Source organism: Pectobacterium brasiliense (genome assembly GCF_016950255.1).
Classification (GTDB): domain Bacteria; phylum Pseudomonadota; class Gammaproteobacteria; order Enterobacterales; family Enterobacteriaceae; genus Pectobacterium; species Pectobacterium brasiliense.
This window is the reverse complement of the sequence record NZ_JACGFN010000001.1, coordinates 177,430-193,106: the sequence shown is the minus strand read 5'-3', so window position 1 is coordinate 193,106 and position 15,677 is coordinate 177,430. Positions and strand designations below refer to the sequence as shown.

The following is a 15,677-nucleotide window of genomic DNA, read 5'->3' as shown; positions in this document are numbered from 1 at the left end:
GTAAGGTGCCTGATTTATTACTCCAGCCCGACTTTCAGCAATTTGCCATTGTCGTGATCGGTCAGCAGATAGAGGTAGCCGTCTGGCCCCAGTCTTACGTCGCGGATACGTTCACCGCGGTCGCCCAGCAAGCGTTCTTGGGACGCGACTTTGTCGCCATCAAGCGTCAACCGAATCAGGTTCTTCTCTGCCAGCGCGCCGATAAAGACTGAGTTTTTCCACTGCGGGAAACGATCGCTGTTATAGAAGGCCATTCCGCTGATGCCCGGTGACTTCTCCCAATAGAAATCGGGATTCACCATACCGGCAATCTCTTTTCCTTTCGCTTCTGGAATCTTCAGCCCAGAATAGTTAATGCCATGCGTTGCAATCGGCCAGCCGTAATTTTCGCCCGCTTTGGGAATGTTAATTTCATCGCCGCCTTTCGGGCCATGTTCATTTTCCCACAGCACGCCAGACCACGGATTAATCGCCAATCCCTGCGGGTTGCGATGTCCGTAAGACCAGATTTCCGGCCGTGCGTTAGGTGTGTTCACAAACGGGTTATCGGACGGTACTTTACCCTCCGCGGTCAGACGAACAATTTTGCCCTGTAATTTATCCAGATCTTGTGCTGTCGGGCGTTCGTTGTTTTCGCCCAGTGCGATAAACAGATGCCCTTGTCGATCAAAGGCCAGCTTGCCGCCGAAGTGGTTACCCGTCGACAGCTTCGGTTCCTGACGGAAGAAGACCGTGAAATTCTCTAACCGCTTATTATCCTCGGAAAGTTTGCCATAGCCGACAGCGGTCCCCGCTTTACCCTCGCTCCCTTCTTCGGCAAAGCTCAGGTAGATGCGTCGATTCTGCGCAAAATCCGGTGATAGCGCGACTTCCAGCAATCCGCCCTGTGATTTAGCAAAGACCTTCGGTACGCCGGCTATCGGCGCAGACAGCGCGCTGCCCGCTTTCCATAAGCGCAAATTCCCGGCGCGTTCCGTAATCAGAATTCCCTGATCTTCCGGCAAAAACGCTAATGACCACGGGTGATCCAGCTTATCCTGCAATTCCGTCACTTTCGGTTCCGCCGCTAAGAGCTGGCTGGAAAACAGAAGCGTTGCGCTAAGCAGCAGCCAATGTGGCGCAGCAGAAAATCGTCGTAACAGGGTGTATGAAGCAGAATTGCGAGGCATCAGGCGATAAGGCATAGCGTTGTCTCCATCCAACAAAAGTCCTGTAAATTTAGGCGGCAGGCCGTGTTTGTGCAAAAAAACGTGGCAAGGTTTACATTTATTGAAGAAATCGCTCATTAAAAACGTCATCTTCACAGCGATAAAATGCTGAGTTTTACACCACTGACTATAAGGATAATCAACTATGGTGTAGAATCCTCCGGTTTTTATTTTCTGTTTATTTTGTGAGCGAATAATATGCAACAACCACGTATCGGCTTTGTTTCCCTCGGTTGCCCGAAAAACCTCGTCGACTCCGAGAGGATTCTGACCGAACTGCGTACTGAAGGTTATCAGGTCGTCCCACGTTATGACGACGCTGAGCTGGTGATCGTCAATACCTGTGGTTTTATTGACAGCGCCGTACAAGAGTCGCTGGAAGCTATCGGCGAAGCGCTGAATGAGAACGGTAAAGTTATCGTAACAGGCTGTTTGGGTGCCAAAGAAAATCAAATACGCGAAGTGCATCCCAAGGTTCTGGAAATTACCGGTCCGCACAGCTATGAGCAGGTGCTGTCGCACGTACATCAATACGTCCCTAAACCGACGCATAACCCGTTTACCAGTTTAGTTCCCGAGCAGGGAGTCAAACTCACGCCACGCCATTATGCCTATCTGAAAATTTCAGAAGGCTGTAACCACCGCTGTACGTTCTGCATCATCCCTTCTATGCGTGGCGATTTGGACAGCCGTCCAATCGGCTCGGTGTTGGATGAAGCAAAACGTCTGGTCGATGCCGGAGTAAAAGAGCTGCTGGTGATTTCTCAGGATACCTCAGCGTACGGCGCAGATGTGAAGCAACGTACTGGCTTTTGGAACGGGCAACCGGTCAAAACCAGCATGGTCAGCCTGTGTGAGCAACTGGCATCGCTCGGCGTGTGGGTGCGCCTGCACTATGTCTACCCGTATCCGCACGTAGACGATGTGATCCCATTAATGGCGGAAGGCAAAATCCTGCCTTATCTGGACATTCCGCTCCAGCACGCCAGCCCGAAAATTCTCAAGCTGATGAAACGCCCTGGCGCAGTAGAAAGAACGCTGGAGCGCATTAAGCGCTGGCGCGAAATCTGCCCGGATTTAACGCTGCGTTCTACCTTTATTGTCGGCTTCCCCGGCGAAACGGAAGAAGATTTCCAGATGCTGCTCGACTTCCTGACAGAAGCCAAGCTTGACCGCGTGGGCTGCTTTAAATTCAGCCCAGTCGAAGGCGCATCGGCAAATGCCTTGCCGGATCAGGTGCCGGAAGAGATCAAAGAAGAGCGTTTCCACCGCTTCATGCAGCTTCAGCAGGCGATTTCTACCCAGCGTTTGCAGGATAAAATTGGCCGTGAAGTGCTGGTGCTGATCGATGAAATCGACGAAGAAGGCGCGATTGGTCGCAGCATGGCCGATGCCCCTGAGATTGACGGCGCGGTTTACCTGAACGGCGAAACTGGCGTGAAAGTCGGTGACATCGTTAAAGTGAAAGTCGAACACGCAGACGAGTACGATCTGTGGGGTAGCCGAGTTTAATACTCTTGTCACGCCAGCTTTTCAGCTCGAAAGGCTGGCGTTTTATTTTTATGCCATCTCGTCCCGAACGCTGAAAATTCAATCAATAAACCGCCCGTTCCTCGCCTTCGTCTTGCGTCCCCCTGTCAGGTAAAGTAGCCTTGGGGCATGATTAGTCTACTCGCCTTACCTGAGGCATAAGCATGTGGAAACGCCTGACATTCGGTTTGTTAGCCCTCATTGGCGTGCTGCTGCTCTCTGCTTTTGCCCTCGATCGTTGGATCAGCTGGAAAACCGCGCCGTTTATTTACGATGAGCTGCAGACCTTGCCGAAACGTCAGGTCGGCGTCGTATTAGGTACCGCGAAATACTACCGTACCGGCGTAATCAATCAGTATTACCTGTTCCGCATGCAAGGGACGATTAACGCTTACAACAGCGGTAAAGTCAGCTATCTGCTATTAAGCGGTGATAACGCGCTACAAAGTTACAATGAACCGATGACGATGCGTCGCGATTTGATCGCCGCAGGCGTTCCACCTTCGGACATCGTGCTGGACTATGCGGGGTTCCGTACGCTGGACTCCATCGTCAGAACGCGCAAAGTGTTTGATACCAACGATTTCACCATCATAACCCAGCGTTTCCACTGTGAGCGTGCGCTATTCATCGCGCTGCACCTGGGTATTCAGGCACAGTGTTACGCCGTGCCCTCACCGAAAAACATGATGACCGTGCGGGTTCGTGAATTTGGTGCTCGTTTGGGCGCGCTGTTCGATCTGTATATCCTGAAACGTGAACCGCGTTTTTTAGGGCCGCAGGTGCCGATTCCCGCTGAACATACCATCCCAGAGGATGCCCCAGATTACCCTGCCGTCTTGCCGGAACAGGTGCTTCCTGCGCCAGCGCATCAGGTTAAACCGGAGCAACCGGCAAAAACCGAGCCTGAATCCGAACCTCACCACGAGCAGGCCGCGCCGTAGCGTCTTTCTCTACGCCGTTTTTCCTATCGCATTGGTGAGCGTACGCCATAACCATTCAAGCGGCCCCTGACGAAAATAGCGCAGCCAGTAGTGAGAGAACACCAGATTGACGATCCAAATAGCGGGAACCAGTGCCAGCAGTTGCAGACGGCTGAACGCCATAAACAGGCCAAGCTGATTAAACAACGCGACGCAAATTAGCGTTTGCAGCAAATAATTGGTTAACGCCATACGCCCGACATCTGTAATCCAGTAGGTTATGCGCGATTGACACAGTGTGGCCCAAAAGCCGTAACACAGCGCCAGATACCCTATCGCCTGCAAAGGTGAACTCAGCTCGCGCGGAATCTGCAATAACAGCCCACTCCAGCGATATTCCCAGTCCACTAGCCACTGCCCCACTACGCCAACGCTGTTAATCACCACACCCAGCGGAATCAGCCACAGTGCAACTTTACGATAGTGTGCCGTGCTGAATTCACCTTTCAGCCAGCCGCTGCGCATTAACCCAGCCCCCAATAGCATCGACCCCGCCAGCAGCCAGCCGTACTGCACGCCCAGCGACAACAGACTTTCCGTTAGCAGATCGACGCGATTTCCCCACGCTTCCGGCCCACCTAACGCCCGCCAGTAAGATTCATAGGCGACATCGGCCATACCCGGCAGCCAAAATCGTCCCGGTTGCAGGCTCAGAATCTGGCTCAACACAAAAAGTACGCCAATGCCCACCACATACAGAACCGCCCCCGTCCGCATTAGCAACCGGCTGCTTTCCGCATGACGAATCATGCCGTAACACACCAGTCCAATCAGCGCATAGTCGAGTAAAATATCGCCATCCCACAGGAAAATGGCATGAATCAGACCGATGATCATCAACCAGAACAGGCGTGCATGTACCCAGCGTTTTCCCCGCGACAGCAGCAGTTGTAATCCTGCGCCAAAAAGAAGAGAAAACAGCGTCAGAAATTTCGCCTGCGCAAGCAAATCCATCGCCGCCCAGGTTAAGACATCAGACAGCGTGGGTTCCCCTTGCCAGGCGGGATTCAGGTAGGCCGCATGCGGTAAACCAAACGCCGTAATATTCAGCAGTAAAATGCCTAAAATGGCGATGCCGCGGGCAAAATCCAGCGCAACGATCCGCGAGGGTGGCGAATGAGGTGACGGTATAGAGTGAGAAGGCATACAAATTACATTTTCAAATCATCGAAGTAGCGATTGTATGCAGATACAGAGAAAAAGCGAAGATGCTTACTGATTTGACGATGACAAAGCGCATTTTCTTCATCATCGTCAATAAGAAGGCTTAATTGTGGTGACGTACCGCGCGTAAGAATTCCTGACGCGTATTTTGGCTGGATTTAAACAGACCACCGAGCGATGTTGTGGTCGTGGCACTGGTCGCATCACGAATGCCGCGCGCCTTCACGCAGTAGTGCACCGCATCAATCGAGACCGCAACGTTGTTGGTTCCCAACAGCGTTTGTAGCGCAATCAGAATCTGCTGCGTTAATCGTTCCTGCACCTGAGGGCGCTGAGAGAAAAACTGGACGATTCGGTTGAGCTTCGACAAGCCAATGACGCCATCTTTCGGAATATACGCCACCGTCGCTTTCCCATCGATCGTCACGAAATGGTGTTCACAGGTGCTGGTCAGCGTGATATCCCGTACGGTAACCATCTCATCGACCTTCATTTTGTTTTCAATGATGGTGATTTTGGGGAAGTTGGCGTAGTCCAAACCGGAGAATATTTCATCAACGTACATTTTGGCGATACGCGTCGGTGTTTCAGCCAGGCTGTCATCGCTCAGATCGAGGCTCAGCAAATTCATAATTTCCGTCATATGTTCGGCAATACGTTGCTTACGCGTATCCCGATCCAACAACGCCCCACGCAGCGGCGTTTCCAGACCACGTGCCAGTAGCGCTTCGTGCACCATAACGGCTTCTTTACTTAGTGATGACATTATTATTCTCCTGCAGGTGTAACTATGCCTATCGCACGGCCCTGATCAGACCCTAGCGCCGTCAACACTCTAGTTGAGAGAGTCACGATTATCCAGCGATTGTATGTCATGATTGTTGAAATAGATTCAAGTTATCAAGCGTGGCGAATGTACCCATGTGCAGTAACAAGGTCGAATCATCTGCACAAAAAAACGCCTATTCCGTCGTAACTATTCAGTGATAAACAAAAAAGTCAGTGATAAACAAAAAAGCACCGGGAGGATATCCCAGTGCTTTTAACGATAAATCACCTGACTTTTGCGGCGGTCAGCGCCCTGACGCCGCGTGTTGTGGGGTTATCAGAAGGTTTCCCAGTTATCGTTAGCGTTACCTTTCTTACCACCAGCGGCGGCTAATAACATCGGTTTCTGCGCTGCTGGCGCTTCCGCCAAACGCTGCTGAGAACGCCGAGGGGCATCAGCGGCCGACAGCTGGAATACCGATACTGCCTCAGTTAACTGACGTGCCTGATCTTCCAGTGATGCCGCAGCGGCGGCTGATTCCTGTACCAGAGAGGCGTTCTGCTGTGTGACGCCATCCATCTCAGTAACAGCCTGACCAATCTGCGTAATACCACGGCTCTGCTCATCCGACGCCGAGGCAATTTCTCCCATCAGATCGTTCACACGGGTAATCGCGGAAATGATGGAATCCATCGCTTCACCGGTTTGTGTAACCTGATTCGAACCCACGTTGATACGTTCAACCGATTCCGTAATCAGGCTTTCAATTTCTTTCGCCGCCTGCGCACTGCGCTGCGCCAGATTGCGAACTTCACCCGCTACCACCGCAAAGCCGCGGCCTTGTTCACCAGCTCTGGCAGCTTCTACCGCCGCGTTCAACGCCAGAATATTGGTCTGGAAGGCAATACCGTTAATGACGCTGGTGATGTCGGCAATTTTCTTCGAACTTGTCGTAATACTTGCCATCGTCGCCATCACATCAGCCGTGACGTCCCCACCTTTCTTCGCCGCAACAGAAGCGTCCTGCGCCAGCTTGGTCGCCTGATGGACGTTGTCGGCATTCTGTTTCACCGTAGCGCTCAGCTCTTCCATACTGGCCGCGGTCTGCTCCAGTGCGGCAGCCTGCTGCTCGGTACGTGCGGACAGATCGTTGTTACCGCTTTTGATTTCGCTTGAGCCCTGATGAATCGATGCAGAACTGTCACGGATGATGGAAACGGTATTAACCAGACTACCCTGCATCTCTTTTAGATAAGGAATCAACTGTCCAGCACAGTTGCGGCCAAACTCTTCAAGTGGGTGACCAAGCTGCCCGGCGGCCAGCACCTGGAAATAGCTTTTAATCATATTCAATGGCTTGACCAGATAGTTCACCAGATAGCGGTCCGTCAACAGCAGGATGAGCAGCCCAATAACCGCCGCACCCAGCAGAATATGGTTACTCCAGCCAACCAGGTCGTAGACCTCGTTCATTGACCGCTCTGACGACGAAATAATCGCGCTCTGGTATTTATCCATATTCGCGCCAAACGCCACGCTCAGCGGCGGGTAGGTTTTACGGAAAAGCTGACGGAACTCCTCTTGACGATTCTCACGCGCGGCATTCAGCATCGGCGTCAACCCGTTATCCAATAGCTGGGTCCACGCGGCGATCATACTGTCTGCCGTTTCTTTATCGACGCCGACATGCCCAGCGGCTTTAAACGCAGCGAGTTGATCTGACGTGTTTTTAAACGCGGTAGTAGCTGCCGTAAATACTTTTTCTGCTTCCGCCGTTTCGCCCGTTTGCTGGAAATCCATGGAGCGTAAAAGGCGAGTAACCGTACGAAAATACTGGTCATTGCCTTTTACCAGCATCTCTACGTTTTTACGCTGAGTTTCGCTGGACTCCAATAGTTTGGTCATACTGCTTAATGAGGTGGTGGTAAAGAAAGATGCCCCTCCCCATACAATCAGAAACAGACCCAATATTGTTAAAAGCATTGCCCTGATGGTGATATTTTTTAAAAAATTCACAGAAGACTCCTATAAATTATCTGGCGATTTTCCTCTGCGCTTTCTGCAAGATAGCCGCACATTTTTAATTGGAAATACGCCGGGTGTTACGTCATTTAATGAAGAGCAGAGGCTCTCATTAGTTAGAGTTATTTTCCTTTAATGACAAAAAGACACACTTCCTTACAATAATGATAAAGCATTCCTATTATACATTAACTTTATCGGCACTGTAGGCGGGCACTTTACGCCTTTACATCAACAAATGCGATAAAAATGAAGAATTGCGATAGTTTCTGGCTATTGCTCTGATACAACAATTTATCTTCACATTTAACTGTTTATTTTAATTATCTATTTATTTTCGCGCTTCCGATATTGCGTCAGGATAAAATACGGTTTTATTTTTCTGTGATTATTCTTATTTTTTCATTCTGCCCTATTCATTAGAAAATATGCCCTATTCGGGGTAATAGTTGATTGGGTGCTATTAATTCCGGCCGCGATCATTTTATCGCTTTCTTCTCTTTGTCATCTCTCCACTATTAATCCTGATGATAATTACGTCCGTCATTTTTATCATTCAGAGCACATTTCACCACACTGGGTTTACGTTGCGTTCGCATCAGTGTGGCGTAAGCCAGTTGCGAAATGCACCACTTGCCGCTACACTTCACAAAAAATGAATAATCACTCACAAGTTCATTACGAAAAGAGAAAGATATGGATTTGACCCAGCTCCGCATGTTCTGTCTCGTCGCCGAAACGGGCTCCGTCGCGCGCGCGCCGCAGAGCAGCTTCATCGGGTACCCTCAAATCTGACCACGCGACTGCGCCAGTTGGAACAAGAGCTGGGCACCGATCTGTTTATCCGTGAGAAGCAGCGCCTGCGCCTGTCCCCTATTGGCCACAATTTCTTATGCTATGCACAGCGCATTCTGGCGCTTAGTGAGGAAGCGATCAGCATGACGCGCACGGGGGAACCTGCCGGTAATTTCGCGCTCGGTTCGATGGAAAGTACCGCGGCAACCCGTTTGCCTCCGCTATTAGCGGCTTATCATCAGCGTTACCCCAATGTTTCGCTGTCCCTGAATACCGGTACATCGGGGGAAATCATTGAGCGCGTGCGCGCGGGAACATTAGCGGCAGCGTTAGTCGATGGCCCCGTCGTCTACGATGAGCTGAATGGGTGTTCGTGTTTTACGGAACGGTTAGTGCTGATATCTGACCCTGCGCACGCGCCGATCACCCATGCGCGGGATGCCTGCAACGATACGCTGTTTGCCTTCCGTCCCAGCTGTTCCTATAGAAAACGCCTTGAGAGCTGGTTCCAGCAGGATGGCGTAGTACCTGGCACGATCATGGAAATCCACTCATACCATGCCATGCTTGCCTGTGTCGCCAGCGGTGCCGGACTCGCCATGCTCCCGTATGCCGTTCTTGAATCGCTGCCCGCAGGCACACGCGTTCAGGTGCATGAATTACCGTCCGACATCGCCGCCGCGTCTACCTGGCTTGTCTGGCGACGCGACGCCTTCGGCCCGAATGTCGAGGCGCTTAAAAAACTCATTATTGAACAGGGCAGCATCATTGAACCACCCGCTCAGTCGGAATGAACCCATTAATTTCCCTGAGCAGCCATTTTCAAGACAGGACGATACCGTGAGCAATGCTACGTCCTGTCATTCAATTTACCACCCATAACGGAATGCCATTAGGAGCCTCCACCATGCAAATGATTAAAACCCGTGCCGCTATCGCCTGGGGTCCCAACCAGCCCCTGTCGGTTGAAGAAGTGGATCTGATGCCACCGCAGAAAGGTGAAGTATTGGTGCGCATCGTCGCAACCGGCGTATGCCACACGGATGCCTACACGCTGTCCGGCAAAGATCCTGAAGGCGTGTTCCCGGCGATTCTTGGCCATGAAGGCGGCGGGATTGTCGAAGCCATCGGGGAAGGCGTGACCAGCGTTGCCGTTGGCGATCACGTTATTCCGCTTTACACCCCAGAATGTGGCGAATGTAAATTCTGCCGCTCCGGTAAAACCAACCTGTGTCAGGCTATTCGTTCCACGCAGGGTAAAGGCCTGATGCCGGACGGCACAACCCGTTTCTCCAAAAACGGCCAGCCGATTTTCCATTACATGGGCACTTCAACCTTCGCAGAGCACACCGTTGTGCCTGAAATTTCGCTGGCGAAAGTGAATAAAGAAGCACCACTGGAAGAAGTTTGCCTGCTGGGCTGTGGCGTCACTACAGGTATGGGTGCCGTGCTGAATACCGCAAAAGTGAAAGCGGGCGATACCGTTGCGATTTTCGGCCTCGGCGGCATTGGTCTGTCGGCGATTATCGGTGCGCAAATGGCAGGTGCCGGACGCATCATCGGTGTCGATCTCAACACCAGCAAATTCGATCTGGCACGTAAACTGGGTGCTACCGATCTGATCAACCCGAAAGATTACGATAAACCGATTCAGGACGTCATCGTTGAATTGACCGATGGCGGCGTGGACTTCTCCTTCGAGTGTATCGGTAACGTCAATGTCATGCGTTCCGCACTAGAGTGCTGTCATAAAGGCTGGGGTGAATCCATCATCATCGGCGTGGCCGGTGCAGGTGAAGAAATCGCCACTCGTCCGTTCCAACTGGTGACCGGTCGCGTATGGCGCGGTTCTGCTTTCGGTGGCGTGAAAGGCCGTAGCGAGCTGCCAGGCATTGTCGATCGTTACCTGAAAGGTGAATTCCCGCTGAATGATTTCATCACCCACACCATGGGGCTGGACGAGATCAACACGGCATTCGATTTAATGCACGAAGGTAAATCGATTCGCTCTGTGATTCATTTCGGTTAATTACGATACTGTCAGGAACAGAATAAAGGAGGCTGTACAGCGATGATCTCATCACTGGAACTGCTGGAAGAACACCGTATGTTTGGCGGTTGGCAACAGCGCTACCGCCATGTGTCAGAAACGCTGAACACCGCAATGACGTTCAGCATTTATCTGCCACCGACACAGGATGACACACCGCCGCCCGTGCTTTACTGGCTGTCTGGGTTAACCTGCAACGACGAAAACTTTACGACAAAAGCCGGTGCGCAGCGCGTTGCCTCCGAGCTGGGTCTGGTGCTGGTTATGCCGGACACCAGCCCGCGAGGCGATGGCGTAGCAGACGACGCGGGATACGATCTGGGTCAGGGGGCGGGATTCTACGTGAATGCCACGCAGGCTCCCTGGGCGGCACACTATCGGATGTATGACTACATCAGCAGTGAATTGCCGGCGTTAGTCCAGCAACATTTTAATGTGAATCGCCGTCAGTCCATCAGTGGGCATTCGATGGGCGGCCACGGCGCGCTGATGCTGGCGCTACGCAACCCGGACCAATTCCAGTCTGCGTCGGCGTTCGCCCCGATCGTTAACCCAAGTCAGGTCCCCTGGGGACGCAAGGCGCTGACCGCCTACCTCGGCGAGGATGAAACGCAGTGGTTGCAGTATGACAGCTGCCATTTGCTGGCAAATAGCCAGAAGAAGCTTCCCATGCTGGTCGATCAGGGCGATTGCGATCAGTTCCTTCCCGATCAGCTGCAACCGGCGAAACTGGAAGAACTGGCAAGCCAGTATGACTGGCCGCTGACGCTGCGGACACAGTCTGGCTATGACCACAGTTATTTCTTCATCGCCAGTTTCATCGAAGATCATCTGCGCTTCCACGCCCGCTATTTATTGGAAGAATAGTTATTGGAAGAATAGCGCTTCGACTAATGGTGCTATGCTTACCTTGTTGAGCGCCGCGCTCAGGAATCTCCTGAGCGCGTTTTCTCTCCCTGTAATGAGTCCATCGTCATAACCCCTGAAAGACATGAGCGCACCTGCCGCGTGCAACATGACGGATAAAAAAAGAAAAAAAGGAAACCTTGATGATACACGTTCATCACCTCGAAAAATCCCGTTCGACCCGCGTAACCTGGCTGTTGGAAGAGCTGGGCGTTGACTATGAAATCATTCGCTACGCGCGTGACCCAAAAACGTTTAGTGCCCCAGCATCACTTAAACAAATTCACCCGTTGGGGAAATCACCGGTGATTACCGATGGCGAACTCACGATTGCCGAATCCGGCGCCATTGTAGAATACCTGATTGAGACTTACGGCAACGGAAGGCTGCGCCCACAGAGCGGACAAGCACTGCTGGATTACCGCTTCTGGCTGCATTTTGCGGAAGGCTCACTCATGCCGCTGCTAGTAATGCGTTTAGTCTTGGCGAAAACAGAATCCGCACCAATGCCATTTTTCATCCGCCCCATTGCACGCAAAATTGTGCAAAGCATCGAGCAGGCCTTTATTGTGCCGCGGCTGACGACACAGCTTCAGTTCATCGAACAGCATTTGAGTAAACAAGAGTGGTTTGCGGGAGCGTCGCTCAGCGGTGCCGATATACAAATGGCCGTCCCACTGGTGTTGGCGAAAACGCGTTTGGATTTCAGCCACTACCCGCATATCAAACAATACATTGATCGGATAGAAAGCCAGCCAGCTTTTCAGCGGGCTCTCGCTCAGGATTAACAATCCAATCGGGATATCCCCTCAGCGACAGCGACAAACAAAGCTGGCCAATGGACGACAGAGCAAGCATTCTGTGAGCGTTTACTGATTATTCATGCACTGATAACGATATGCTGCTGTTTACCCCCGATATATTTCGAGCTATAACACGCTATAGCTAAAAGGTGGTATACCGTCAGGATGCGGCATTGATACGTTGGGAGTGATTAATTTTGCAGAGAAAACGAGTTTCATCAACAGAGTTATTTTCAGTTGGATATGATGCAGAAAAAAGCCAATTGGAAGTCGAATTACTAAATGGGAGCATCTATCTCTACAGCGGCGTAGCACGCATGATTTATGAAGAGCTGATGGCAAGCAAGACGAAGTACCGTTACTACGCCAGCTTTATCAAAAATTCATTCCCCTACGAGAAAACGCAGTAGTTTTTGAAGATAAAGAGCCTTGATTTTTAAAGATAAAGACCCCTAGTTTTTAAAGATAAATAATAGTCCTTAGGGCGGAGAATACTCTCCGCCCTTCTCTTTCTACCCGATTATTCCCCAATAGACTCAACGGTGTTAAACGCCGCCAGCAGGACGTCTTCATTGAGCGTCAACGGCAGATAATGAATGGATTCCCCTACCTGCAAGGTGCGGGCAATAACCGCCTGAAGCGCGGCGCGATCGTGAATATCCACGTCCAGTGCGGCAAGTGTGGTCGGCAAACCGAACGCCTTAAACGCTACCTTCAACTGGCGCAGTGTGTCGCTATCGCCCAGTAAAGCGCTTTGCACCAGAATGCCATAAGCCACCTTGGTGCCATGCAGGAAGCGTTCAGTTTGTGGCAACACCGTTAAACCGTTATGCACCGCATGTGCCGCCGCCACGCGGGTATAGCGTTCGCCCAACCCGCCAACCATGCCGCCACCGGCAATGATCGCATCCACAACATCCAGAAAATCCTGCGTCAGTTCACCACGCTCGACGGCTTCCAGCGCTGCAGCACTTTGTTGCAGCAACACATTGCGGATATCCAGCGCGGCCTGTAAGCCTAGCCGAACAGAAAGCGGCAGCGTTTCCGGCTGAGGACTGAGAACGACGGCTTCATACCACTTCGCCAGCGTATCACCGACGCCAGCCAGTAAGTATTCCACCGGTGCCGCCAGCATAATCCGCGGTTCCACCAGCACCAGATGGTTAGCATCAGTGAAAATCTCGAAGCGCAGCGCCTGTCCGGCATCGTTGTACCACACGGACAACGGCGTCCAGGCCGCACAGGTCGCAGCAATGGTCGGGATAGCCACCAGCGGCACACCGATATGACGCGCGGCGACCTTCGCGGTATCCAGCACCGCCCCGCCGCCGACGCCAATAACGACCTGACATTCATCGCCCGCCTGCGCCACCAGTTTTGCGACTTCCCCTTCGCTACAATGCGCACCAAATTGCACGCGGCGGGCTGATGGCGCATCGAATTCAGCCGGTAAATACGGTCGGGCCGCAGCAATCGCCCGCTCGCCGTAGATCCACAGCGCGTTTTCCAGCACGTCCGGTGGATAAAATTCCAGCAGCTTATCGATAGCGCCAGAGAAAGAGAAATAGTTAGCAGGGCCAACCTGTACGCGGACTGTCGTTGTGTGCATGTTTGAATCTTCCTCGCCGCGCCCTCTCTTGAACACGGTCTATATTATGTTTGTCTGATAGATGAATCTGCTGCGCTACCTTATTGATAAACCCATCTTATTCACTTGCTTGCGCCAGCTTAAGAACTTTTTTATTTAATTTATGCCTTTTCGTTCATAGCCAATAACTCTCAAACACTTGAAGCTGTATTAAATTCTCTGAGATATGTGCTACCTTTCTTTTCCGTTATTTCATGACCTTGACCGCCAAGAGCGTTACCGACCATGATTCCTACCTCCCAAAGCCGACTGGAAATGCACAACATTTCCATCTCCTTTTCTGGTTTCCACGCCCTCAAGCAGGTTAATTTCACACTGGAAGGTGGTTCGATTCATGCCCTGACTGGCGCAAACGGCGCGGGTAAATCCACGCTAATGACGATCTTATCGGGCGCTTACGATCACTATCAGGGCGACATTCTGATTAATGGCAAGCAGGTCGATGTCCATTCCCCGCGTGATGCCAAGCGATACGGCATTCATCTGGTGCAGCAGGAAGTCGATGTCGCGCTGGTCCCCACGCTGTCCGTGGCGGAAAACATTATGCTGGATACGCTGGCGCAGGACGGACATCTGCTGAGTTGGCCACAGATCTATCGTCAGGCACAGACGCTACTCGATCAGCTTGGCGTTCACCTCAATGTTCGCCAACGGCTGGATACCTGCTCGCTCGCTGAGAAACAGCAAATTCTGCTCGCTCGCGCGTTATCTCACGAATGTCGCTTTCTGATTCTGGATGAACCCACCGCCCCGCTGGATCAGGCCGAAAGCGCGCGCCTCTTCGAGGTGGTACGCCGTTTACAGGCCGATGGCATCGGGATCGTGTTTATTTCCCACCGTATTCATGAGCTGAGCGAAATCTGCGATACGTTGACCGTTCTGCGTGACGGCGAGTTTGTCAGCAGCGGTGCGATGCAGGGACTCAGCGGTGAAGCTATCGTAGAGAGAATGCTGGGGCATCGGCTTGACGATATCTTCCCACCGCGCCGAATGACACCTGCCGCAGAGACGCTGCTTCAGGTCACCGGCTTGCACGACGAAACGCTGTTGCACAATATTTCTCTCACGCTGCGCAAAGGGGAAATTCTGGGCATTGCCGGGCTGGCTGGTGCGGGGAAAACCGAGCTATGCAAAGCGCTGTTCGGCGCGGAACCCAGCCAGATCGCGCAGGGAGAATATCGTGGTAAACCCTGGCGACCGCATTCGCCACACCGGTCCGTCGAACAGGGTCTGGCGCTGGTTCCTGAAGAGCGGCGCAAAGAAGGCATTTTTATTGATGAATCCGTCACCATGAATCTCAGCATCACCGCCACCGATAGCTTTTCCCGCTGGGGACTGTTCAGCCGTCGCAAGGCGTTGAACTGGGCAAAACAGATCGTTGAGCGGCTGGCGGTTCGCACCACCGGTCCGGCGCAAAAGCTGGCGCGTCTGTCGGGTGGGAATCAGCAGAAAGTGGCTATAGGCAAGTGGCTGCGCAGTGAAGCACAGGTTTTGATTTTTGACGAACCCACCAAAGGCGTAGATATCAAGGCCAAACAGGACTTGTTCACCCTGATTGACGGCCTCGCCCGTCAGGGTAAAGGCATTATTTATGCGTCGGGCGAGTTCTCCGAACTTGTCGGACTCTGCGATCGCATCTGCGTGTTATGGGATGGCCGCATTGTCGCAGAGCTAAATGCCGCTGAGATTGACGAAGAAACCCTACTTTTATATTCAACTGGAGGAACTCCCGCGTGAGTCACCCACTTTCATCTAACGGGGCGCTCCCCTTCCGTCACCACGTTTTCGAGTTTCTCTAT

Annotated in this window: 12 protein-coding genes and 1 pseudogene; 8 read left to right on the top strand and 5 right to left on the bottom strand. The window is 52.2% G+C overall.

What is annotated here, in order from left to right:
- Positions 1–17 precede the first annotated feature (17 nt).
- On the bottom strand, positions 18–1,184 hold the full coding sequence (locus tag H4F65_RS00925; RefSeq protein WP_010277322.1) for a PQQ-dependent sugar dehydrogenase: 1,167 nt from the start codon (positions 1,182–1,184) through the stop codon (positions 18–20).
- 222 nt (positions 1,185–1,406) lie between these two features.
- Here H4F65_RS00925 and rimO point away from each other — a divergent pair, with 222 nt between their 5' ends.
- Positions 1,407–2,720 (top strand): 30S ribosomal protein S12 methylthiotransferase RimO, encoded by a 1,314-nt coding sequence (gene rimO / locus H4F65_RS00920; protein ID WP_010277324.1) that lies wholly within the window; start codon positions 1,407–1,409, stop codon positions 2,718–2,720.
- A gap of 182 nt (positions 2,721–2,902) precedes the next feature.
- Positions 2,903–3,682, top strand: a complete 780-nt coding sequence (gene sanA, locus H4F65_RS00915; RefSeq protein ID WP_010277326.1) for an outer membrane permeability protein SanA — start codon at positions 2,903–2,905, stop codon at positions 3,680–3,682.
- A 9-nt stretch (positions 3,683–3,691) separates the two neighbouring features.
- Here sanA and yeiB read toward each other — a convergent pair whose 3' ends face one another.
- From yeiB to H4F65_RS00900, 3 genes are all read right to left on the bottom strand, one after another.
- Positions 3,692–4,867, bottom strand: a complete 1,176-nt coding sequence (gene yeiB, locus H4F65_RS00910) for a DUF418 domain-containing protein YeiB (RefSeq protein ID WP_010277328.1) — start codon at positions 4,865–4,867, stop codon at positions 3,692–3,694.
- Between the two features lie 121 nt (positions 4,868–4,988).
- Positions 4,989–5,651 (bottom strand): GTP cyclohydrolase I FolE, encoded by a 663-nt coding sequence (gene folE / locus H4F65_RS00905; RefSeq protein ID WP_010277330.1) that lies wholly within the window; start codon positions 5,649–5,651, stop codon positions 4,989–4,991.
- Positions 5,652–5,990: 339 nt separating this feature from the next.
- Positions 5,991–7,670 carry a methyl-accepting chemotaxis protein gene (locus H4F65_RS00900; protein ID WP_039319652.1) on the bottom strand — a complete coding sequence of 560 codons (1,680 nt, stop codon included), beginning with the start codon at positions 7,668–7,670 and terminating at the stop codon, positions 5,991–5,993.
- Between the two features lie 702 nt (positions 7,671–8,372).
- On the opposite strand from H4F65_RS00900, the pseudogene ptrR reads away from it, so the two are divergent.
- From ptrR to H4F65_RS00875, 5 genes and pseudogenes are all read left to right on the top strand, one after another.
- Positions 8,373–9,265 (top strand): annotated as a pseudogene (gene ptrR, locus H4F65_RS00895) (putrescine utilization regulator PtrR).
- Positions 9,266–9,378: 113 nt separating this feature from the next.
- Positions 9,379–10,500 (top strand): S-(hydroxymethyl)glutathione dehydrogenase/class III alcohol dehydrogenase, encoded by a 1,122-nt coding sequence (locus tag H4F65_RS00890; protein WP_010277335.1) that lies wholly within the window; start codon positions 9,379–9,381, stop codon positions 10,498–10,500.
- Positions 10,501–10,542: 42 nt separating this feature from the next.
- Positions 10,543–11,388: an S-formylglutathione hydrolase gene (gene fghA, locus H4F65_RS00885; RefSeq protein WP_010277336.1), complete on the top strand. Its 846-nt coding sequence runs from the start codon at positions 10,543–10,545 to the stop codon at positions 11,386–11,388.
- Between the two features lie 182 nt (positions 11,389–11,570).
- Positions 11,571–12,215: a glutathione S-transferase family protein gene (locus H4F65_RS00880; protein WP_010277338.1), complete on the top strand. Its 645-nt coding sequence runs from the start codon at positions 11,571–11,573 to the stop codon at positions 12,213–12,215.
- A 212-nt stretch (positions 12,216–12,427) separates the two neighbouring features.
- Complete coding sequence (locus H4F65_RS00875) at positions 12,428–12,640, top strand: KTSC domain-containing protein (protein WP_039275478.1); 213 nt, start codon at positions 12,428–12,430, stop codon at positions 12,638–12,640.
- Positions 12,641–12,750: 110 nt separating this feature from the next.
- On the opposite strand, the gene H4F65_RS00870 is transcribed toward H4F65_RS00875, so the two are convergent.
- Entirely contained in the window at positions 12,751–13,839 is a 1,089-nt protein-coding gene (locus H4F65_RS00870) for an oxidoreductase (RefSeq protein WP_010277340.1), read from the bottom strand.
- 264 nt (positions 13,840–14,103) lie between these two features.
- Between H4F65_RS00870 and H4F65_RS00865 the strand changes: the two genes are divergently transcribed.
- The gene (locus tag H4F65_RS00865) at positions 14,104–15,615 is read left to right on the top strand and encodes a sugar ABC transporter ATP-binding protein (RefSeq protein WP_010277343.1); all 1,512 of its coding nucleotides are present in this window, start codon (positions 14,104–14,106) and stop codon (positions 15,613–15,615) included.
- Positions 15,616–15,677: the final 62 nt, after the last annotated feature.